This is a genomic window from Saccharopolyspora indica (assembly GCF_027853965.1).
In the GTDB taxonomy this organism is placed as follows: domain Bacteria; phylum Actinomycetota; class Actinomycetes; order Mycobacteriales; family Pseudonocardiaceae; genus Saccharopolyspora; species Saccharopolyspora indica.
Map to the genome: position 1 here is coordinate 220,040 of NZ_JAQGLB010000010.1, position 20,127 is coordinate 240,166.

The 20,127-nt window shown below is 70.4% G+C and carries 20 protein-coding genes; 9 read left to right on the top strand and 11 right to left on the bottom strand.

Annotated elements, in window-relative coordinates:
• Positions 1-3 precede the first annotated feature (3 nt).
• A complete protein-coding gene (locus OU416_RS22725) occupies positions 4-1,212 on the bottom strand; it encodes a CaiB/BaiF CoA transferase family protein (protein ID WP_270929031.1) in 1,209 nt (402 codons plus the stop codon).
• A gap of 102 nt (positions 1,213-1,314) precedes the next feature.
• Here OU416_RS22725 and OU416_RS22730 point away from each other — a divergent pair, with 102 nt between their 5' ends.
• Both OU416_RS22730 and OU416_RS22735 read left to right on the top strand, forming a co-directional pair.
• Positions 1,315-1,959: a TetR/AcrR family transcriptional regulator gene (locus OU416_RS22730; protein ID WP_270929032.1), complete on the top strand. Its 645-nt coding sequence runs from the start codon at positions 1,315-1,317 to the stop codon at positions 1,957-1,959.
• Positions 1,960-2,085: 126 nt separating this feature from the next.
• Entirely contained in the window at positions 2,086-2,274 is a 189-nt protein-coding gene (locus tag OU416_RS22735) for a hypothetical protein (protein ID WP_270929033.1), read from the top strand.
• A gap of 75 nt (positions 2,275-2,349) precedes the next feature.
• On the opposite strand, the gene OU416_RS22740 is transcribed toward OU416_RS22735, so the two are convergent.
• The 4 genes from OU416_RS22740 to pruA form a co-directional block, all read right to left on the bottom strand.
• Positions 2,350-2,985, bottom strand: a complete 636-nt coding sequence (locus OU416_RS22740) for a Pr6Pr family membrane protein (protein ID WP_270929034.1) — start codon at positions 2,983-2,985, stop codon at positions 2,350-2,352.
• A gap of 198 nt (positions 2,986-3,183) precedes the next feature.
• The gene (locus OU416_RS22745) at positions 3,184-3,960 is read right to left on the bottom strand and encodes a thioesterase family protein (RefSeq protein WP_270929035.1); all 777 of its coding nucleotides are present in this window, start codon (positions 3,958-3,960) and stop codon (positions 3,184-3,186) included.
• Positions 3,961-4,100: 140 nt separating this feature from the next.
• On the bottom strand, positions 4,101-5,030 hold the full coding sequence (locus OU416_RS22750; RefSeq protein WP_270929036.1) for a proline dehydrogenase family protein: 930 nt from the start codon (positions 5,028-5,030) through the stop codon (positions 4,101-4,103).
• A 186-nt stretch (positions 5,031-5,216) separates the two neighbouring features.
• Positions 5,217-6,845 carry an L-glutamate gamma-semialdehyde dehydrogenase gene (gene pruA, locus OU416_RS22755; RefSeq protein ID WP_270929037.1) on the bottom strand — a complete coding sequence of 543 codons (1,629 nt, stop codon included), beginning with the start codon at positions 6,843-6,845 and terminating at the stop codon, positions 5,217-5,219.
• 149 nt (positions 6,846-6,994) lie between these two features.
• On the opposite strand from pruA, the gene OU416_RS22760 reads away from it, so the two are divergent.
• Together OU416_RS22760 and OU416_RS22765 are read left to right on the top strand one after the other, a co-directional pair.
• Complete coding sequence (locus OU416_RS22760; protein ID WP_270929038.1) at positions 6,995-8,647, top strand: PucR family transcriptional regulator; 1,653 nt, start codon at positions 6,995-6,997, stop codon at positions 8,645-8,647.
• A gap of 54 nt (positions 8,648-8,701) precedes the next feature.
• Positions 8,702-9,220, top strand: a complete 519-nt coding sequence (locus OU416_RS22765; protein WP_270929039.1) for a DM13 domain-containing protein — start codon at positions 8,702-8,704, stop codon at positions 9,218-9,220.
• 46 nt (positions 9,221-9,266) lie between these two features.
• Here OU416_RS22765 and OU416_RS22770 read toward each other — a convergent pair whose 3' ends face one another.
• The 5 genes from OU416_RS22770 to OU416_RS22790 form a co-directional block, all read right to left on the bottom strand.
• Entirely contained in the window at positions 9,267-10,007 is a 741-nt protein-coding gene (locus tag OU416_RS22770) for a hypothetical protein (RefSeq protein ID WP_270929040.1), read from the bottom strand.
• 85 nt (positions 10,008-10,092) lie between these two features.
• Positions 10,093-10,284 carry a hypothetical protein gene (locus tag OU416_RS22775; RefSeq protein WP_270929041.1) on the bottom strand — a complete coding sequence of 64 codons (192 nt, stop codon included), beginning with the start codon at positions 10,282-10,284 and terminating at the stop codon, positions 10,093-10,095.
• Positions 10,285-10,555: 271 nt separating this feature from the next.
• Entirely contained in the window at positions 10,556-11,377 is an 822-nt protein-coding gene (locus OU416_RS22780) for an SDR family oxidoreductase (protein ID WP_270929042.1), read from the bottom strand.
• Between the two features lie 300 nt (positions 11,378-11,677).
• A complete protein-coding gene (gene coaA / locus OU416_RS22785; protein WP_093153900.1) occupies positions 11,678-12,610 on the bottom strand; it encodes a type I pantothenate kinase in 933 nt (310 codons plus the stop codon).
• A 284-nt stretch (positions 12,611-12,894) separates the two neighbouring features.
• Positions 12,895-14,346: an amino acid permease gene (locus OU416_RS22790; RefSeq protein ID WP_270929043.1), complete on the bottom strand. Its 1,452-nt coding sequence runs from the start codon at positions 14,344-14,346 to the stop codon at positions 12,895-12,897.
• A 336-nt stretch (positions 14,347-14,682) separates the two neighbouring features.
• Between OU416_RS22790 and OU416_RS22795 the strand changes: the two genes are divergently transcribed.
• The 4 genes from OU416_RS22795 to OU416_RS22810 all read left to right on the top strand — a co-directional run bounded on the left by OU416_RS22795 (position 14,683) and on the right by OU416_RS22810 (position 18,950).
• On the top strand, positions 14,683-15,135 hold the full coding sequence (locus tag OU416_RS22795) for a universal stress protein (RefSeq protein WP_270929044.1): 453 nt from the start codon (positions 14,683-14,685) through the stop codon (positions 15,133-15,135).
• The gene (locus OU416_RS22800) at positions 15,116-16,099 is read left to right on the top strand and encodes an adenylate/guanylate cyclase domain-containing protein (protein ID WP_270929045.1); all 984 of its coding nucleotides are present in this window, start codon (positions 15,116-15,118) and stop codon (positions 16,097-16,099) included. Before OU416_RS22795 ends, OU416_RS22800 begins: the two co-directional genes overlap by 20 nt.
• 222 nt (positions 16,100-16,321) lie before the next feature.
• Complete coding sequence (locus OU416_RS22805; protein WP_270929046.1) at positions 16,322-17,701, top strand: FAD-binding oxidoreductase; 1,380 nt, start codon at positions 16,322-16,324, stop codon at positions 17,699-17,701.
• A gap of 16 nt (positions 17,702-17,717) precedes the next feature.
• Positions 17,718-18,950: an SAM-dependent methyltransferase gene (locus tag OU416_RS22810; protein WP_270929047.1), complete on the top strand. Its 1,233-nt coding sequence runs from the start codon at positions 17,718-17,720 to the stop codon at positions 18,948-18,950.
• A gap of 85 nt (positions 18,951-19,035) precedes the next feature.
• Here OU416_RS22810 and OU416_RS22815 read toward each other — a convergent pair whose 3' ends face one another.
• Positions 19,036-19,455: a MarR family winged helix-turn-helix transcriptional regulator gene (locus tag OU416_RS22815; RefSeq protein ID WP_270929048.1), complete on the bottom strand. Its 420-nt coding sequence runs from the start codon at positions 19,453-19,455 to the stop codon at positions 19,036-19,038.
• Between the two features lie 54 nt (positions 19,456-19,509).
• Between OU416_RS22815 and OU416_RS22820 the strand changes: the two genes are divergently transcribed.
• The gene (locus tag OU416_RS22820) at positions 19,510-20,058 is read left to right on the top strand and encodes a cupin domain-containing protein (RefSeq protein WP_270929049.1); all 549 of its coding nucleotides are present in this window, start codon (positions 19,510-19,512) and stop codon (positions 20,056-20,058) included.
• Positions 20,059-20,127 lie beyond the last annotated feature (69 nt).

A 20,127-nucleotide genomic window follows, 5' to 3' on the forward strand; every position in this document is an offset into this window, starting at 1 on the left:
CGGTCAGACGACGCCGTCGGCCCGCAGGGCGTCGACGGCGTGCTGGTCGAGGCCGAGCAGATCGATCAGGACCGAGTCGGTGTGCTCGCCCAGGCGCGGCCCCAGGGACCGGATCCGTCCGGGGGTGGCGCTGAGCCGTGGCAGCGGCGCGACCATCGGCAGGTCGCCCCAGTCGTCGTCGGCGACGGTGGTGATCGTTCCGCGCTCCCGGTAGTGCGGGTCCGCGGCGATGTCGGCGATGCTCATGATCGGCGAAGCGGGCACGCCGGCGTCGTTGAGGATCCGGACCGCGTCATCGGCCGGTAGCCGCCCCGCCCACGCCGCGATCACGGCGTACAGCTCGTCCTGGTTGTCCACGCGGCATTCGCGCGTCGCGAACCGGGGGTCCGCCGCGAGTCGCGGCATGCCCATGACCGCGGCGAGCTTGCCGAACAGCGCGTCCGTGCCGGCGTGCACCGAGATCCGCCGGCCGTCGGCGGTGTCGAAGTCGCTGGCCGGGACGATCTGGAGGTTGCGGTTTCCCTGCCGCTCCCGGACCGCGCCGAGCGCGGCGTAGCTCAGCAGCGCGTTCTCGGAAGCGCGGAAACCCGCTTCGTACAGGCCGAGATCCACGATCTGGCCGGTGCCCCCGTTGCGGTCCCGGTCGTAGAGCGCCGTGACGGTGGCGAACGCCGCGAGGTAGGCGGCCATGTAGTCGATCACGGCGTACCCGGTGCGGGTCGGTGGCCCGTCGGGTTCGCCGCTGACGTAGGTGAGGCCGGAGAACGCGCTGGCGATGCGGTCGAAGGCCCCCCGGTCGCTGAAGGGGCCCGACATGCCGTAGCCGGTGACCACGACCAGCACCGCCCGCGGGTTGATCTCCTGCAGGCGCTCCGGCGTCAGGTCCCACTTCTCCAGCGTCGGCGGGCGGAAGTTCATGACGACCACGTCGAAGTGCGGCACCAGCTCGCGGACGAGCTCCTGACCGCGCGCGGTGTGCAGGTCGACCGTCACCGACTTCTTGTTGCGCCCCTCCTGGATCCACTGCAGCGAGCGGCGCCCCGGTGCCGACGAACCCGGCCCGCCCCGGGTGAAGTCGCCGCGGCCGGGCTCCTCGACCTTCACGACCTCGGCCCCGAAGTCCCCCAGCATCGTCGCCGTCACCGGCGCGGCGAGGACGGTAGCGAGGTCCAGCACGCGGATTCCCGCGAGCGGCAGACGATCTTCCGACACTGCACACCTCCCTATGAACGTTCCGTTATTAACGAAGTGTTATTAACGGAACGGCAGGATATGGTGTGAGCGGCACGACGGTCAATGGAACGGAGGAGCGGGATGGCCGACGAGGTCGCCGGGGCGAAGCCCCGCCGCCGACGGCGCTCGCGAGAGGAAACCGAGTCGGACCTGCTCGACGCCGCGCTGCGGATCATGCGGCGCGACGGCCTCCTCGAAGGAGTCGCCCTGCGGGACGTCGCCGCGGAGGCGGGGGTCAACCACGGGCAGATCTACCAGTACTTCGGATCCCGGCAGGCCCTGCTGCGGGCGGCGATCACCCGCCTCCTCCAGCGGTCGGCGCTCGACCGCGACACCCACTGGGAGCAGCCGTTCGCCCAGCGCCGCACGGCGATGTGGCGCTGGGCGCTCCAGCAGCCCGACCTGCCCAAGCTGGAAGCGCTCCTGGCCCTGGAGGGCGACGACCAGCTCGTGCTGTTCCCGGAGCTGGAGCGCACTCGCCAGGCGCTCGACCGCGACCGCGCGACCGGTGCGCTGCCGCGCGACTCCGATGCCGACGTCGTGCACGCGATGACCGCGGCCACCTACATGGGCTACTGCATCTTCCGCGAGGCGATCGCCCGCGAACTCGGCCTGGAGCTCGGCGAGCTCGACGCTCGAGCCGGCGCGGTGTACGAACGACTCGTCGCCGGGCTCGCAGAGCCCGCACCCGAAGACCGCTCCGCACCGCGAGACATGGGGTCCTGATCTCGACGCGTGGAGGCTCGAACCGGTGGGTGGGTGACGGCCGGATCGGTGATCCGGCGGGTGGAGTCGACCGGGCGCTGGTGCGCTCACCGGTGGCAGCGCCGGAAGTCGAGGAAGGACAACGAGATGCGTCGTGCAGCAGTCGCGTTCCTGCTAGCGGGGGCGGCATTGCTCGGAACCGCTTCAGCGGCCCTCGCCCAAGAGGTGGTCACCGCCGAGCAGTGCGAGGACGCCGGTGGCCGCGTGGTTCGCGGCCCAGGTGTGGAGTACTACTGCATCAACGGCGACCACCACGGCTCCGAAGTCGTGGGCTGAATCCCAGGCGGCAGCAGGCCAGGGCTTGCCGGAACAACCGGTGAGCCCTGGCCTTTCCGCTGCGCGGGCGCGACGTCAGGCCGCGATGCGTTCCGGTTCCGGTTCCGGGGTGGTGGTGTTGCGGGGCAGGGCCCGGTCGACGGCCACCAGGGCCAGGCCGAGGAGCCAGAAGGCACCGCCGTAGATCAGCAGGTTCAGCGCGAGCCCGTCGTAGCCGATGGCGTCGACGTCGATGAACGGGTACGGGTAGCCGGTGCCCAGCAGCGCGCCGCGGCCCAGCGCGAACACCAGGTATCCCACCGGGTAGAGCAGCCAGGCGGCCGCGGCGGCCCAGCGGAACCGGCGGTGCTCGTCGAAGAGCAGCCAGTCCGCGACCGCGGCGATCGGCGTGATGACGTGCACCAGCTGATCGGAGAAGTCGGAGGTGCCCGCGCCCATCTGGAACGGTGCGTCGGCGAGCACCAGGTTGTAGACCAGGCCCGTGATGGCGATGTAGAGCGTGGTGCCGCCCTTCAGCCACGCCGGCGGTTGCCCGGTGCCGCGCACCGTCGCCCACGAGGCCCAGGCGAAGACGACCGAGACGAGCACGTTGCTCTGGATCGTGAAGTACACCAGGGAACTGGCGAAGCCGTCCTTCGAGGTCAGGTAGACCCCGGTGACGGCGGCGACCAGCACGGCGATCCGGAACAGCGCTGCCAACGGCCTACCCATGCCCACCCCGAAAATCCGAAAAATCCTTCACGATTCAGATTAACGGCGTCCCCCGGGCAGGCCGACGTGATCCCCGACGCACCCGTCCGAGCACCCGGCCCCTAGTGGGCTCCGTTTCCGCAGGTCAGGCTCCGTGAGCGCTTTGAGGGGCTATAGCACCCCAAAGCACTCACGGGCCGCCACCTGCGGAAAGTGCGGTCACTGCGCCAGCGAGCGGACGGTGAGCATCTGCTCCGCGCGGCCGACCGGGCCGCGGGTGTCGTGCAGGACGGTGGTGGTGATGCCCCGGCCGTCGGCGCCGAAGACGACGCTGGTGTCCAGCCCGGTCCAGCCGCTCTCGGGCTGGCGGTGCAGGTGGATGGTCAGGTCGACGTTCGGGAACATCCACTCGGTCGGCGGCTGCCGCACGGCGATGCCGTTGGCGGTGTCGACCAGCGCGAGGAAGGACGCCAGCGCGCTGACCTCCTCGCCCGCCACGAGGTCGTAGGAGGTAGACATCCACGCCGTGGCACGTCCGGGCTGCGGATCACCGACGGTGCGGGCCTCCAGCGAGGCGATGAACCCGCCCGACCACAGCGAGCTCATCGGCCAGGGCTCCAGCGCGTCCGGGTGCGGCAGCGCCTCGGGCGCACCGCCGGCGACGGTGCTGGTGTCCTGCGCCGAGAGGAACCAGGCGCGGGCGCGGACCACGGGACGCCCGCCGATGATCGCGGTGGCCTCCACCAGCTCGATGGTGCGGCCCGGCCGCAACGTCTCCACCCGCACCTCGAACTCGTCGAGGTCGATCTTGCCCAGGATGTCGAAGCTCACCCGGCTGATCTGCAGGCCCGGCCGCTCCCCGGAGCGCTCGATGGCGTGCACCAGCAGGCCGCCCAGCGGGCTGAAGTGCTGCTCGTCGCTGCGCCACGCGCCGCTGGCGTGGGCGGTCGGCTTGAACCGGTTCGCGTCGAGCCGTTCGAAGTAGCTGGGCGTCAACGAAATCCCTCTTCCCGCTCGTGACTTGCCGTTCCAGGGTATTTGCGGTGGCACCGAGCTCGAACGGGCTGTGGTCATCCCCACGAAAGCGGGCCCGGTCCGGAGGCGATCCGGACCGGGCCCGCTGCGGGGGCGCCGCGTCAGCTCTGGGTGATCAGCGAGCGCAGGAAGAACACCAGGTTCGCCGGGCGCTCGGCGAGACGGCGCATGAAGTAGCCGTACCACTCGTCGCCGTAGGCCACGTAGACGCGCAGCTTGCCGCCCTCGGCGGCGATCCGCCGCTGCTCCTCGGCGCGGATGCCGTACAGCATCTGGTACTCGAAGCTGTCCGCGTCGCGCCCGGCCCGCGCGGCCAGGTCGGTGGCGATCGAGACCATCCGCGGGTCGTGGCTGGCCACCATCGGGTAGCCCGCGCCGTCCATCAGGATCTTGAGGCAGCGCACGTAGGAGCGGTCCACCTCGGCCTTGTCCTGGTAGGCCACCGAAGCCGGCTCGGAGTAGGCGCCCTTGCACAGGCGCACCCGCGAACCCTCGGTCGCCAGGTCGCGGCAGTCCTGCTCGGTGCGGTGCAGGTAGGCCTGCAGCACCGCGCCGGTCCACGGGAAGTCCACCCGCAGGTCGCGGAGGATGCCCAGCGTGGAGTCGGTGGTGGTGTGGTCCTCCATGTCCAGGGTGACCGTGGTGCCCGCGTCGGCCGCGGCCTCGCAGATCAGCCGGGCGTTCTCCAGCGCGATCTTCTCGCCGTCGGTGGGCAGGAACTGGCCGACGGCGGAGAGCTTCACCGACACCTCGGCCCGGTCGGCCAGGCCCTCGGCCTTGATGACCGAGAGCATCCGCTGGTAGGCGCGGACGGTGTCGTCGGCCTGCTGCGCGTCGAGGGTGTCCTCGCCGAGGTGGTCGAGGGTGACGTGCATGCCCTGGTTGCGGAGCGCTCGGGTGGCGCTGACCGCGTCCTCGGGGGTGGTCCCGGCGACGAACCGCTTGACGACCGGCTTGGTCAGCGGGTTGGCCTCGACGAGACGGCGCACGCCCTGGGAACGGGCGGCGGCCAGCAAGGTGCTGCGCAGCATCGCGGCTCTCCTTCTGGTGAAAGTGTTCGGGGTGGGGGATCTCCTGCCTTCCGCGTTGCCTGCTGGATGCGTGCCGCGGTCGCCGGTGCCGTTGCGGGCGGCCGCCGACGAGGGGTTCGGAGGGGGAATTCGTGCGGGGTGAAGGGCACCTTTCGCCAAGTGAGGGGGCGAAAGGTGCCCTTCACCTCAGCCCATGTGGGGGTAGCCGATGGAGGTGGGGGCGTCCCAGGTCTCCTTGATGGCCCGCGGGCTGGTCCAGCGCTGGATGTTGAGCAGCGAACCGGCCTTGTCGTTGGTGCCCGAGGCCCGGCTGCCGCCGAAGGGCTGGCGGGAGACGATCGAGCCGGTGGGCTTGTCGTTGACGTAGAAGTTGCCCGCCGCGCCGCGCAGCTTGCGGTGCGCTTCGTCGATGGCGCTGCGGTCGGTGGCGAACACCGCGCCGGTCAGGGCGTAGGGGCTGGAGGCGTCGACGGTGTCGAGGATCTCCGAGTACTTCGCGTCGTCGTAGACGTGCACCGCGATGATCGGCCCGAAGTACTCGGTGGTGAACACCTCGTCGCCCGGGTCGCTGCAGACCAGCACGGTGGGCTCGACGAAGTAGCCGACCGAGTCGTCGTAGCCGCCGCCGGCCAGGACCTCGATGGTGTCGGTGGCCTTGGCCCGGTCCAGCGCCGCCTTGTGCTTGGCGAAGGCGCGGGCGTCGATGACGGCGCCGCCGAAGAAGGAGAAGTCGGTGACGTCGCCGTAGCGGACGCTGCGGGTCAGCTCCGCCAGCTCCTCGCGCAGGCCGCCCTCCCAGATGGAGCGCGGCACGTAGGCGCGGGAGGCCGCCGAGCACTTCTGGCCCTGGTACTCGAAGGCACCGCGGGTGAACGCGGCGGCCAGCGGCGCCGGGTCCGCGGACGGGTGCACGACGATGAAGTCCTTGCCGCCGGTCTCCCCGACGATGCGCGGGTAGCTGCGGTAGGAGTCCAGGTTGTCGCCGATCAGCCGCCACAGCTTCTTGAAGGTGGCGGTGGAGCCGGTGAAGTGCAGGCCGGCGAAGCCGGGGTCGCTCAGCGCGACCTCGGAGACGGCCTGGCCGTCGCCGGTGACCAGGTTGATCACGCCCGCGGGCAGCCCGGCGGCCTCGAACAGCCGCATGGTGAAGTGCGCGGCGAACTGCTGCGACGGGGTCGGCTTCCACACCACGGTGTTGCCCATCAGCGCCGGGGCGGTGGGCAGGTTGCCCGCGATGGCGGTGAAGTTGAACGGCGTGATCGCGGTGACGAACCCGTCCAGCGGGCGGTAGTCCATCCGGTTCCACTCACCGGGCACCGACCGCGGCTGCTCGGCGATGATCTGCCGCGCGTAGTGCACGTTGAACCGCAGGAAGTCGATGAACTCGCAGGCGGCGTCGATCTCGGCCTGCTGCACCGACTTGGACTGGCCCAGGATGGTCGCGGCGTTGATGGTGTCGCGCCACGGGCCGGCCAGCAGGTCGGCGGCGCGCAGCAGCACGGCGGCGCGCTCGTCGAACGAGGTCGCGGCCCACGCCGGAGCGGCGTCCTTGGCGGCCTGCACCGCGGCGGCGACGTCCTCGCGGGTGGCCTGCGCGGCCGTGCCCAGCACGTGGGAGTGGTCGTGCGGCTGGACGACGTCGAACCGGTCGCCACCGGCCAGGCGCTGCACCCCGCCGATGGTCTGGGTCAGCTCGACCTGCTCGGACTCCAGCTCGGCGACGCGCTTCTGCAGCGACTCGCGTTCCGGCGATCCGGGCGCGTAGCCCTTGACCGGCTCGTTGTACGGAACCGGGACCGAGGTGATGGCGTCCATGGCCAAAGTCGCCTCCTTGTGAGAAGTCGCTGTTGTGCGGGAAAGCCGCTGTTACTTGGGAGGTTAAGGTTTCGTTAGCCGATGGAGCTTGTCCGTTCGGCTATCGTTGTCCGTATCGGGTTGTCCGGTTGAACAAGTGGGGTTGACGAGTGCGCGAAGTCGAGGTCGACGCGGTCGGCGTCGCCGTGGCCGGGGTGCCATTGCGCCAGCTCCTCATCGCGGTCGGAGAACCCCTGGTCGACGTGCTCGCCGCGCCCCGCGGTTTCGACGTCGAGGTGCGCGACGTGGTCATTGTCGACCCGGAGGAGGAGTCCGGCAGCGGCCGCAGCGGCGACTTCGTGCTGGTGATCGGCGCCCGCGGGCGGGCAGCGGTGCGGCTGGTGCGGGCGGCCGCGCGCGAGGGCGCGGTGGCGGTCGCGGTGAAGGTGGGCGTCGAGACCGATGTGCGGGTGCTGCGCGACACCGCGATCGACAGCGGCATCGCACTGCTCGGCGTCCGGCCGGAGGTCCGCTGGGAGCGCTTGGAGTCCTTCGCCCGCTCCGCGATCGACAACGCCCGGCTGACCACCGACGCCGACGCGGGGGAGGCCCTCGGCGACCTGTTCTCGCTGGCCCAGACGGTGGCGGCGATGACAGACGGCATCGTCTCGATCGAGGACACCGCGAGCCGGGTGCTGGCCTACTCGCGCTCCGACGACGAGGTCGACGAGCTGCGCAGGCTGTCCATCCTGGGCCGCCAGGGCCCCGAGCCGTACCTGGCGATGCTCCGCGAGTGGGGCGTCTACCAGCGGCTGCGCGCCGGTGAGGACGTGGTCCGCATCGACGAGCGCCCGGACCTGGGCATCCGCCGCCGGATGGCGGTGGGCATCCACGCCGGAGCCCAGCCGTTGGGCTCGATCTGGGTGCAGGAGAGCAGCCGACCGCTCTCGGAACGCTCGGAGCGAGCGCTGCTCGGCGCGGCGCGAGTGGCGGCGCTGCAACTCGTCCGGCAGCGCACGGAGGCCACGGCAGGCCCGCGCTTCCGCGAGAACCTGCTGACCGGCCTGCTCGACGGGCGCATCGACGCCCAGTCGGTGGCCGACAACATCGGCGCGGACGCGGCGAAACCGGCGGTGGTCGTGGTGTTCACGCTGCGCCCGTCGGAACCCAACGCGGACCGCTCCGAGCTTGAGCTGCAACGCGCGGAGATGACCAGCCTGATCTCGGTGCACGCCTCGGCGTACCGGCGCAGCGCGCTGGTCACCACGATCGGCTCGCGCGTCTACGTGCTGCTGCCGGACCTGGCGGAGCGCTCGGCGAGCGCCTCGACGCTGAGCCTGACGCGCGAGATCGTCGCCGCGGCCAAGCACCACCTGCGGGCCCGCGTGCAGGTGGGCGTGGGTTCGGCGGTGAAGACGCTGGACGAGGTGGCGGAATCCCGCACCGAAGCGGACCGGATCCTCGACGCGATGACGCACGACCTGCACGCGGAGATCGCGACCATCTCCGACGTCCGCGCCCAGGTGGTGATCAGCGAGCTCCTGACGGTCCTGCAGAGCAACGAGCGCTTCCGCGACGCCCGCCTGACGGCCCTCCAGGAGCACGACGCCGAGCACGGCACCGGCCTGGCCCGCTCCCTGCTGGCCTACCTGGAAGCCTTCGGCGACGTCCGGGCGGCCAGCGACCGCCTCCACGTCCACCCCAACACCCTCCGCTACCGGGTCCGCCGAGCGGGCGAGATCACCGGCGTGGACCTGTCGAACCCCTCGGAACGCCTCAACGCCCACCTCCAACTCCTCCTGGCCCGCCGCGTGCGTCGCTGAAAACCCGCGACGTCGCAAGGCCCAGGAGCGAGGCCGGTGCAGTAGCGTCCAGACATGACGCGGCGTTCGCTGGTTCGGCACCCCGCTGCTTGGGCGGTCGTGGTCGTCGTTGTGCTCGTGATCGGTGCTGCGGCTTGGGCTTTCCAGCCGTGGCGGCTGTGGACCTCCACGACCGTCGACGAGGCGTTGCCACCTGCGCCGACGGTGGTGGTGCCGGAGGTGGGGCAAGCACCGGTCGAGCTGGCGGCCGGTGAGTTCGTCACGCAGGAGCACGAGACGAGCGGTGCGGCCAGGGTGCTGAAGCTGCCGGACGGTTCGCTGCTGCTGCGCTTGGACGAACTCGCCACCTCCGACGGGCCGGACCTGCACGTGTGGCTCACCGATCAGACGGCGGGCGGGGACTGGCACAAGTACGACGACGGCCGGTACGTGGCACTCGGCCAGCTCAAGGGAAACCGCGGCAACCAGAACTACGTGATCCCGCCCGACGCCCAGCTCCCGGGCCTGACCAGCGTCGTCATCTGGTGCGACCGCTTCAACGTCGCCTTCGGCTCCGCCCCGCTCGCGCTGTGACCCGCGACCTCTGCGCCATCGGCTCCGCGACACGTGCCGTTCTCGATCAGAGACGGGCTTCGAGGCGTTCCCGCAGCGGCGTGTAGTCGTGGTCGGGGAACAGCTCGGGGAAGACGCGGAGCATAGTCGTCAGGCCCTTCGCCGTGTGGTGGAAGTCGTTGCTCGCCAGCGATACGTGCGTGAACAAGTACTGCCAGCCGAAGGTGCCCTTCGTCAGGGCCAGCGCTTCCAGGTAGCCGAGGTAGTCCAGCTCCATCTGCAGCGGGCCGATCCGGGCATCCCACACCCAGATCTCCAGCGGGGTCCGGTTCGCCTCGACGCGTACCGCGGCGACCAGACCGGTGCCCGCTCGCGGGTGTCCGTCGATCTCCCGGAACTGCGCGAGGAGTTCCCGCTCGTCGTCCGGGGAACCCTCCCAGGCCAGTGGCGGCGCCGGTTCGAAGAGCGCAGCGAAGAAGTACGGGACCCGGAATTCCCCGCCCAGGCCCGTCGACTCATCGCTCGCGCGCCAGCGGCAGGCGATCCTGCTGAACCGCGGGGCGGATTCGGCGATCGCGGGATCGACCACGACGTCGCCCAGATCCGCGATCATGGCGCCCGCCGCCATGCTCTCCGCGGCCAGTTCTGCCGCCGCCATCCCGTCCGCACCGACGGCGTCGGACTGCACCACCAAGGTGTCCCGGGAGACGTCGATCGCGGGATGGTCCCGGAGCTCGGACAGGGACCCGGCGAGGAGTTCCTCGTACCTGGTGGGGTTCTCGATGGCGGTGCCGTCGGCGAGTCGCATCCGTCGTCCTCTTCCGTGCGCTGATCCGTGCGCGATGTTCAGTTCCCCCGTGAGTGTTTCGGGGCGCTATGACACCCCGAAACACTCACGGGTCTTTACCAGCGGAAGTGGAATCGCCGACCTGCCACTTCATCTCGTGGTTGATGAGCTGACCGGGATCCCGGTCGAGAGATCCGGCGTACTCCCACCCGACCGCCTCGGCGAACCGGGCCACCAGCTGCACCGGCTCGCGCTTCTTCAGCACCAGGCGGCGGCTTCGGGCACTTCCAGCGGACATGCGGCGCTCCTCGGCGCGTCGAGATCAGCACGGGTGGCGAACCCCTGCCCCGACCGCGGAATCGGGCTTGGTCGTCCTCGAAGGCACCGGCACTTCGGGTGCGCACAACGGGGTGAAGCGGTTCCACCCGAGATGATCACACCCGAAGCTCGCCGCCGTCCCCGGAACGGCTGGAAAAGCTCCGCACCCCGGCGCCTCGACGACTGAGCGTGGTCACCACCGAGCGTTCGGCCAGGTGGCGGTCAATTTCGTACGAAATTGACGCCGCCTCTCAGGCGCGGGGGCGCCAGCGGGCGAAGCCTCCTTCGGTGTTGAGGACCTGGCCGGTGATCCAGCGGGCTTCGTCGGTGGTGAGCCAGGCGATCAGGCGGGCCGGGTCGTCCGGTTCGCCGTAGCGGCCGTAGGGGAACATCGGGCGGATCGTCCGCCAGGTCGGTTCGTCCAGGTAGCCGGTGTCGACCGGGCCCGGGTTGACCGTGTTCGTCGTGATGCCGGTGTCCGCCAGCTGGTCGGACAGCGTCAGGGTGATCTCGGCGAGCGCACCTTTGGCCGCGGCGTAGGCGACTTCGCCGGGCATCGGGCCTTGCTGCTGGCCGGAGGTCATGAACACGATCCGGCCGCCGGGCCGCCCGTCGTGCTGCGCGGCGAAGGCCTGCGCGAGCAGGATCGACGACCGGGTGTTCACCGCCCAGTGCCCGTCGAGCATGGCCGCGTCGAGCTCGCCCAGTTCTCCATCGCCCCCGCTGCGCGCGTGGTTGCAGACCAGGATGTCCAGGTGTCCGAACTCGGCCGCCACCGCGTCGATCAGCTGCTGCGGTGCCGAAGCCTCGGCGAGGTCCAGCCCGGCTTCGGCGATCCGGGCCTCGGGCACCAGCTGTTCGGCGACACCGGCGCGCACCGCGTCGAGGTCGTCGCCGCCCCACGGTTGGTCGAGGTCGTGCGGCCGGTAGTGGTGCAGGAAGACCGAAGCGCCGTACGCCGCCAGACGACGGGAAATCGCGTACCCGATGCCTCGCCGGCGGCTGACACCGGTCACCAGCGCGGTTCGGCCGAGCAGCGGCAGGGGATCGCGGGCGAGATCAGCTGACGTCATGCGCCGGATGTTAGGGACGGATTCCGCTCCGGGCCAACGATTTCCCGCTACGAGCCGTGAGCGGATCTCGCCCTCCGTGTCGGTCTTCGCCGCGAATACGTACCCATGTGGGTATTTGCACCGGTCCGCGACGAGGCCCGATGCGGCACTCTCGATGGAGCTCGCCCAGTGGGAGCGAGCACCGGTTGACCGCTCTCTCCCCCCGAAGCAGGTCTCCGGAAACGTCGCGCCCTGTCGCCACCAGCGGCAGGGCGTGCGGTTCGTCCGGCCCAATCCCCGACGGGCCGGACGGACCGCGCGTCAGAGCTTGCGGAGCCGGACCCGGTTGATCGAGTGGTCCGCGTCCTTGCGCAGCACCAGGGTCGCGCGCGGGCGGGTGGGCAGGATGTTCTCCACCAGGTTCGGTTCGTTGATCGTGCGCCACAGGTGCCCGGCCTCGGCCAGGGCCTCCTCGTCGGAGAGCTGCGCGAAGTGGTGGAAGTGCGACTCCGGGTTGGCGAACGCCGTGCTGCGCAGCGCCAGGAAGCGGTCGGCGTACCAGCGGGCGATGTGCTCGGTGTGGGCGTCGACGTAGATCGAGAAGTCGAACAGGTCCGACACCGCCAGGCTCGGGGCCGGCTGCAGGACGTTGAGCCCCTCGATGATCAGGATGTCCGGCTGCCGCACCACGTTGTGCTCGCCGGGCAGGATGTCGTAGGCCACGTGCGAGTACAGCGGCGCCGCCACCTCCGGGGCGCCGGACTTCACCTCGGTGACGAAGCGCAGCAGCGCGCGCCGGTCGTAGCTCTCCGGGAAGCCCTTGCGGTGCATCAGGCCGCGGCGCACCAGCTCGGCCTTCGGGTAGAGGAAGCCGTCGGTGGTCACCAGGTCCACGCGCGGGTGGTCGGGCCAGCGGGCCAGCAGGGTGCGCAGCAGCCGCGCGGTGGTCGACTTGCCGACCGCGACGCTGCCCGCGATGCCGATCACGAACGGCACCTTCGTGCCGCCGGTCTCCTCGCCGAGGAACGTCGTGGTCGTCTGGTGCAGCCGCTGGCGGGCGGCCACCTGCAGGCTGATCAGCCGCGACAGCGGCAGGTAGACGTCGGCGACCTCGGCCAGGTCGACCTGCTCGCCGAGCCCGCGCAGGGCGTCGAGCTCGTCCTCGGTCAGCGACAGCGGCAGGGAATCTCGCAGTTCCCGCCACTGGTCCCGGTGCAATTCGACGTATGGGCTCAGCTCGCGAACGCGCGTCACAGGCACCCCTCAGCGTTGAGGCCCGGCAGGAACTTTCGGCGGAACCCTAAGCCGCTGAACGCCCGCCGCGCTGTGATCCACTCCACGCTGAGACGCAGCGAACATCCTGGATCGATCGTGTTCTTCCGCATCGCGAAGGACAACTTCCACGAGATGCGATTTCAATGGAGATCGGACACTTGATTTCCCTTGAAATCGCGGCAGGGCCCGGACGGCAGAACGCCGGACCGCGCTGGGCGATCCGGCGTTCTGCGGGGGTCCGGCCCTCGGGACCGGGGGTCAGCTCACTGCTCGGTGCTCTCGGCGTTGTCCGGGTTCAGCTTCGACTTGCGGTAGCCGTAGGCGAAGTAGATCACCAGGCCGATGGCGAACCAGCCCGCGAAGCGCAGCCAGGTCTCCGGGGCCAGGAAGGTGACCAGCCAGATCGAGAACACGATGCCGATGATCGGCACGATCGGCATGCCCGGGGTCTTGAAGCCGCGCGGCAGGTCGGGCCGCTTGTAGCGGAGCACGATCACCGCGGCGCAGACGATCACGAACGCCAGCAGGATGCCGATGTTGGTCAGCTCGGCGGCCTCGCCGATCGGCAGCAGGCCGGCGATCAGCGCCGAGGCGATGCCGATGAGCCAGGTGAAGCGGGTGGGAACCTTGCGCACCGGGTGCGTCTTGGCGAACCACTTCGGCAGCAGCCCGTCGCGGCTCATCGCGTAGCCGACGCGGGTCACGCCCATCATGAAGGTGAACAGCACGGTCAGGATGCCCAGGATCGCGCCGATCGCGATGATCGCGCCCAGCACCGGCAGGCCGACGTCGGAGAACGCCGACGCGAACGCGCTCTCGCTGCTGATCTGCGCGAACGGGATCATGCCGGTGAGCACGAGGCAGGCCAGCACGTAGAGCACCATCGAGATGCCCAGCGAGTACATGATCGCCTTCGGCATGTGCCGCTGGGCGTCCTTGGACTCCTCGGCCGCGGTGCTCATCGCGTCGTAGCCGAACACCGCGAAGAACACCGTCGCGGCCCCGGCGAACGCGCCGCTGATGCCGTACGGGAAGAACGGGTTGTAGTTGCCCGCGTCGATGTGGAACGCGCCCACGACGATGACCAGCAGGACGACGCCGACCTTCAGGTACACCAGGATGGTCTCGAACCGGGCGGCGTTCTTCATGCCCTGGTTGAGGACGAACGCGATCAGCAGGCACAGCAGCGCCGCGAACAGGTTGATCTTGTAGCTGCCGGGCGCTACGCCCTCGGCCTCGGTGCCCGGGGCGCCCATCATCCAGGCGGGCAGGTCGAGCCCGATGAAGCCGACCAGCTCGTTGAAGTAGCCCGAGATGCCGATGGCCACCACCGCCACGATCGCGGTGTACTCCAGCAGCAGGTCCCAGCCGATCAGCCAGCCGACGACCTCGCCGAGCACGGCGTAGCCGTAGGTGTAGGCCGAACCGGCCTTGGGGATCATGCCGGCGAACTCGGCGTAGGAGAACGCGGCCGCCGCGCTGGCGATGCCCGCGATGAGGAACGAGATCAGCACCGCCGGACCGGCCTTCTCGTTGGCCACCGCGCCCGCCAGCGAGAAGATCCCGGCACCGATGATGCCGCCGACGCCGATCGCCGTCAGCTGCCACAGGCCGAGCGACTTCTGGAGGCCGCCACCACCGGTGTCCTCGGTGATGGTGTCGATCGGCTTGCGACGGAATATCCCCCGCCCGGGCTGGAGACTTGGTGAGGTCACGGTTCTACTCCTGGTGCTTTCTCTTGCGCGAAAGGGTGACGTACATGGCGTGATTCGGCCCGGCGAACGTCCCGCGCAACGTCGTCCGTGTCGTGGATCACCAAATGGTTTGCACGTTGTTGGCGAAACCTACGCGGCTGCGGTGCGTGATCATGTTGTGGGGTCGGATGAGAGATGGCGGTATGGTTTGGCCGTTGCGACAAAACGGCCGGTGGGAGCGTGTCGGTCCGCTCACAGCTGGCGCGGGCGGGTCGCAACCCGTGACTGCGCGGCGTCGGGATCGTTAGGGTTCACGCCGGTGCCAGGCGAAAGATCAGCCAGGGAAGTGGGAGTGCGATGTCCAGTTACCGCACCGTGGTCGTCGGGACGGACGGCTCGGAGCCCTCGCTGCGCGCGGTCGCCCGCGCCGGAGCCGTCGCCGGCGACTCCGCCGCCCGGTTGGTGATCGTGTGCGCCTACTACCCGACGCCGGACCGCGAGGTCGAGCAGGCGCGCGACGAGCTGGGCGACGAGGCCTTCCAGGTGGTCGGCTCGGCGCCCGCCGAGGCCACGCTGCGCGACGCCGCCGACGTCGCCCGCCGGGCGGGCGCGAAGGCGGTGGACACCTCCGCTGCCGTCGGGGCGCCGATCGGGGTGCTGCTGGCCGCCGCGGAGCGGGAGTCCGCCGACCTGATGGTGGTCGGCAGCCGCGGGTTGAACACGTTGAAGGGGCGGATCCTCGGCTCGGTGCCGTCCGAGGTGTCCCGTCGAGCGGAATGCGATGTGCTCGTTGTCCGAACCACGCGATAAGCCGTCCGCGCGCGGCAACGTGGTCGAGGAGACCATCCTCGGCGGCGCCGCGCGCTACACCAAGGGCCAGGTCGCTGAGGCTGCGGGCGTGCCGGTGCAGCGTGCCGAGAAGCTGTGGCAGGCGATGGGGTTCGCGCACGTCGCCGACGACGCGGTGGTGTTCACCGATGCCGACATCGCCGCGCTGCGCTCGCTGGTGGAGCTGGTCTCGGCGGAGGTGATCCCGCCCGAGCTGGAGTCGGCGGTGGCCCGCTCGCTGGCGCAGACGATGTCCCGGCTGGCCGAGTGGCAGGTCGAGATCTTCGATCAGCTGCTCGGCGGGGAGTTCGCGGTGGACGTCGAGACCACCGCCCAGATCGCCTCGGTGATCCTGCCGGTGATGGAGCAGATGCAGGGCTACGTGTGGCGGCGCCACCTGGCGGCCACCGCGTCGCGGGAGATGACCGAGCGGGACGCGGGCGCCGACGAGCGGCTGCAGGTGATCGGCTTCGCCGACCTGGTCGGCTACACCCGGCTGATCCGGGACTTCAGCGAGCAGGCGGGCGAGCTGGAGGAGCTGATCGACGGCTTCGAATCGCTGGCCTGGGGCGTGGTCGCGGAGAACCACGGACGGGTGATCAAGACGATCGGCGACGAGGTGCTGTTCGTGACCGACACGGCCGCCGACGCCGCCGAGATCGCCTTGACGCTCAACGAGAAGGTCGCGGAGAACGGCCTGCTGCCGCCGCTGCGCATCGGGATGGCCGAGGGGCCGGTGCTGGCCCGCTTCGGCGACGTCTACGGCTCGACGGTGAACGCCGCCAGCCGCCTGACCTCGGTGGCTCGCCCGGCGTCGGCGCTGGTCGACCGGGAGCTGGCGCTGTCCCTGCGCAAGAACCCGGCGTACCGGCTGATCTCGGTCGGTCCCCAGAAGGTCCAGGGATTCCGCGGGCTGCACGCCTGGGCGCTGCGTCGCGCAGGGTGATCGACGCTCGGGGGATTCGTCCAAGCGATCGAATTCCCGGCGAATTCGGTTGTCTCGTACAACTACCTCCGGTGACGTCGCGTCTGAAGCCGCGACCAGCGGTTATCTCGATCTTGGTGGTGCCGCGCCGGGTCGATTTTCCGGATTTGCCGGGTCCTGCACGGTGGCTGCCGACCGCAAAACGGGATGCTCGCGGGCAGCCCCGGCAATAGAGTCGGGGGCATGGCCGATCGGGGAACAGTCGCGACAGGCAGCCATTCCGACGACGTAGTCGCTCTGGTCGCGGAGTACGCGCGACTGCCCGCAGGTGCGCCGGTGCGCTTGGCCAAACCCACCTCGAACCTCTTCCGGTTCCGCGATCCCGCGGCCGGTCCGGGCCTGGACGTCGGCCGCTTCGACAAGGTGCTGGAGGTGGACACCGCCAACCGCACCGCGCAGGTGCAGGGCATGACGACCTACGAGCGCGCCGTCGACGCGCTGCTGCCGTCCGGGCACATCCCGATGGTGGTGCCGCAGCTGAAGACGATCACGCTCGGCGGCGCGGTGGCCGGTCTCGGCATCGAGTCCACCTCGTTCCGCAGCGGCCTGCCGCACGAATCGGTGCGGGAGATGGAGATCCTCACCGGCTCCGGCGAGGTCGTGCGCGCCCGCCCGGACAACGAGCACGCCGAGCTGTTCCGCGGCTTCCCCAACTCCTACGGCACCTTGGGCTACGCGCTGCGGCTGGAGATCGAGCTGGAACAGGTCCGGCCTTTCGTGCGGCTGGAGCACGTCCGGTTCGACACGGCCCGGGAGTGCGCGGCGGCGCTCGCGCAGATCTGCCGCGAGCGCACCTTCGACGGGCACCCGGTGGACTTCCTCGACGGCACCGTGTTCAGCGCCCGCGAGCAGTACCTGACGATCGGGTCCTATGTGGACGAAGCGCCGTTCGCCAGCGACTACACCGGGCAGCAGATCTACTACCGCTCCATCCAGCAGCGGCGCACCGACCACCTGAGCGTCCACGACTACCTGTGGCGCTGGGACACCGACTGGTTCTGGTGCTCCCGCGCGTTCGGCGCGCAGCGCCCGCTGGTGCGGCGCTTCTGGCCGCAGCGCTACCGCCGCTCCGACGTCTACCGCCGCATCGTGGCCTGGGACCGCAGGCACGCGGTGACCGACCGGCTCGCGGTGCTGCGCGGTCACGGCGTCAACGAGCCGGTGATCCAGGACGTGGAGATCCCGGTCGACCGGCTGCCGGAGTTCCTGGAGTTCTTCCACCGCGACATCGGCATCTCGCCGGTCTGGTTGTGCCCGGTGCAGCTGCGCGACTCGAAGGGCTGGCCGCTGTACCCGATGGATCCCGACGAGCTGTACATCAACGTCGGGTTCTGGTCGACGGTGCCGCTGCGCAGGGGCGAGGCGCCGGGCCGGCACAACCGGGCGATCGAGCGGGTGGTGACCGAGCTGGACGGCCACAAGTCGTTGTACTCCAACTCCTACTTCACCGAGGAGGAGTTCTGGCGGCTCTACAACCAGCCCGCCTACCAGCGCCTCAAGGAGCGCTACGACCCGGCGGGCCGGTTGCCCGGGCTGTACGAGAAGTGCGTGCGGGAGAAGTGAGGAAGGGGATTCGCTGATGGGCTGGGCAGAGGTGTTCGCGCGCATCCTCGGGGACGGTGCCCCGGTGGAGATCCGAGCTTTCGACGGCAGCCGGACCGGGCCGCCCGGCGCCGAGATCCGCGTGGAAGTCCGCTCCCCGCTGGCGCTTTCGCACCTGGCCGCGGCTCCCGGCGAGCTCGGCCTGGCCCGCGCCTACGTCACCGGGGCGCTGGAGGTGCACGGCGACATGTACGCCGCGCTGGCCGCCTTCCCGTCGGTGGCGCTGCAGGACGTCCCGCCGGGATTGCGCCGCGAGCTGCTGGTGAAGCTGGCCGGGTACCGGCTGTGGTGGCCGGTGCGGCCGCCCGCGGTCGAGCACCGGTCGTCGGGCGGCTGGCGGCACTCCAAGCGCCGCGACAGCAGGTCGATCTCCTACCACTACGACGTGTCCAACCGGTTCTACGAGTGGGTGCTGGGCCCGTCGATGGCCTACACCTGCGCGGTGCACCCGACTGCGGAGTCCACTTTGGAGGAAGCGCAGTTCACCAAGCACGACCTGGTGGCGCGCAAGCTCGGGCTGCGGGAGGGGATGCGGCTGCTCGACGTGGGCTGCGGCTGGGGCGGCATGGTGATGCACGCCGCGGAGCACTACGGGGTCCGCGCGCTGGGCGTGACGCTGTCGCGGCAGCAGGCGCAGTGGGCGCAGAAGGCCATCGCCGAGCGCGGCCTCGCCGACCTGGCCGAGGTCCGCCACCTGGACTACCGGGACGTGCCCGAGACCGGGTTCGACGCGGTCAGCTCGATCGGGCTCACCGAGCACATCGGCCTGGCGCAGCTGCCGTCGTACTTCTCGTTCCTGCACGACAAGCTGGTGCCCGGCGGGCGGCTGCTCAACCACTGCATCACCCGCCCGGACGGCAGCTTCGGCGCCCGGCCGGGCAAGTTCATCAGCCGCTACGTCTTCCCGGACGGTGAGCTGGAACCGGTGGGAACCCTGGTCTCGGCGATGAACGACAACGGCTTCGAGGTGCGCCACGAGGAGAACCTGCGCGAGCACTACGCGCTGACGCTGGCGGGCTGGTGCGAGAACCTCGAAGCGCACTGGGACGAAGCGGTCGCCGAGGTCGGTCTGGAGCGGGCGCGCGTGTGGCGGCTGTACATGGCGGCCTGCCGGCTGGGCTTCGAGCGCAACATCGTCCAGCTCCACCAGGTCCTCGGCGTCCGCCTCGACGACGCCGACGCGCACTACCCGCTGCGCCCGGCGTGGTGAACCGGCGATTTCGCGCGAAATCGTTTTCCCGCAGGCGGAGCCGGCGCCGATTTCGCGCGAAACCGCCCTTCCGGCCACGTGCCGATCAGGTGAGCGCGTCGAGCGTGCCGCCGAGCAGGTTCCGGAGCTCGGCGACGCCGCTCTCGCCGATCCGCCGGGCGAGGTCGCGCTCGACCTCGGCGATCGCGGAGCCGACCTCGGTCACCGCCAGCCTGCCGCGCTCGGTCGGCACGACGAGGCGCACCCGGCGGTCCCGGGGGTCCACCTTCCGCTCGACGTAGCCGTGCTGTTCGAGGTGCGCGACCAGTTCTCCCATCGACTGCTGGGTCATCCCGGCCGCCTCGGCCAGCGCCGTCACCTTCGAGCCGGCCGGATCGAGGTACCGGAACACCGCGTAGTGCGCCGGCCGCAGATCGCTGAGCGGCAGCCTCTCGTGCACCCGGCGCTCGACCGCGCGAGTGGTCAGGACGAGCAGCTTGAGCAGAGACGCGTTCTCCGTTGACATGAAGCGAAGGCTACCTTAGCTTTTTGGGAAGGTTGCCTTCGTGAAGGAGAAGGTGTGGACACGCTGATCTTCCGGAACGGCCACCGCGTCACGCGACTGGCCGAGGGCAGGGACGACGACGGCCCGTTCCTGCGCCTCGAACACCGGATTCCCCGGCCGGAGCGGCAGGCCGGTTCCCACTGGCACCCCGCGCTCGCCGAGCGGTGGACCGTGCAGCAGGGCCGCGTGCGCTTCCGCGTCGCGGGGAAGGACATCGACGCCGGTCCCGGCGAAACCGTCGCGGCCGCTGCCGGGCAGGTGCACCGGTTCCGCACGGACTCGCCGGAAGTGGTGCTGCTGCACGAGATCCGCCCGCCGCTGCGGCACTGGCAGATGTTCCAGCTGTGGCGAAGCCTCGACGCGGCGGGCAGGACGACGCGAAATCGCGTCCCCCGCAACCCGTTGGCGGTCGCCCTGCTGTGGGAGTACCAGGACGGCTATCTCGCCGGCGTGCCCGCTGCGCTCCAGCGGATCGTGCTCGGCGGACTCGCCGCGCTCGCACGCGCGACCGGCTACGAGGCGCGGTGCCTCGCTGGCAGCACCCGGAGTCGACCGCCGCACTAGGCGCGGTTCAGCTGCGGTGGCCGGCCCACCTGTCCGCGCCGATAGTGGTGCGGGAGCGGACGGGAGACG

Bases quoted from the DNA above. Each gene is read 5' to 3' on its own strand.
- OU416_RS22730 (WP_270929032.1), top strand. From the start codon at position 1,315: ATGGCCGACGAGGTCGCCGGGGCGAAGCCCCGCCGCCGACGGCGCTCG.
- OU416_RS22735 (WP_270929033.1), top strand. From the start codon at position 2,086: ATGCGTCGTGCAGCAGTCGCGTTCCTGCTAGCGGGGGCGGCATTGCTC.
- OU416_RS22740 (WP_270929034.1), bottom strand. From the start codon at position 2,985: ATGGGTAGGCCGTTGGCAGCGCTGTTCCGGATCGCCGTGCTGGTCGCC.
- OU416_RS22750 (WP_270929036.1), bottom strand. From the start codon at position 5,030: ATGCTGCGCAGCACCTTGCTGGCCGCCGCCCGTTCCCAGGGCGTGCGC.
- pruA (WP_270929037.1), bottom strand. From the start codon at position 6,845: ATGGACGCCATCACCTCGGTCCCGGTTCCGTACAACGAGCCGGTCAAG.
- OU416_RS22765 (WP_270929039.1), top strand. From the start codon at position 8,702: ATGACGCGGCGTTCGCTGGTTCGGCACCCCGCTGCTTGGGCGGTCGTG.
- OU416_RS22770 (WP_270929040.1), bottom strand. From the start codon at position 10,007: ATGCGACTCGCCGACGGCACCGCCATCGAGAACCCCACCAGGTACGAG.
- OU416_RS22775 (WP_270929041.1), bottom strand. From the start codon at position 10,284: ATGTCCGCTGGAAGTGCCCGAAGCCGCCGCCTGGTGCTGAAGAAGCGC.
- OU416_RS22780 (WP_270929042.1), bottom strand. From the start codon at position 11,377: ATGACGTCAGCTGATCTCGCCCGCGATCCCCTGCCGCTGCTCGGCCGA.
- OU416_RS22795 (WP_270929044.1), top strand. From the start codon at position 14,683: ATGTCCAGTTACCGCACCGTGGTCGTCGGGACGGACGGCTCGGAGCCC.
- OU416_RS22805 (WP_270929046.1), top strand. From the start codon at position 16,322: ATGGCCGATCGGGGAACAGTCGCGACAGGCAGCCATTCCGACGACGTA.
- OU416_RS22810 (WP_270929047.1), top strand. From the start codon at position 17,718: ATGGGCTGGGCAGAGGTGTTCGCGCGCATCCTCGGGGACGGTGCCCCG.
- OU416_RS22815 (WP_270929048.1), bottom strand. From the start codon at position 19,455: ATGTCAACGGAGAACGCGTCTCTGCTCAAGCTGCTCGTCCTGACCACT.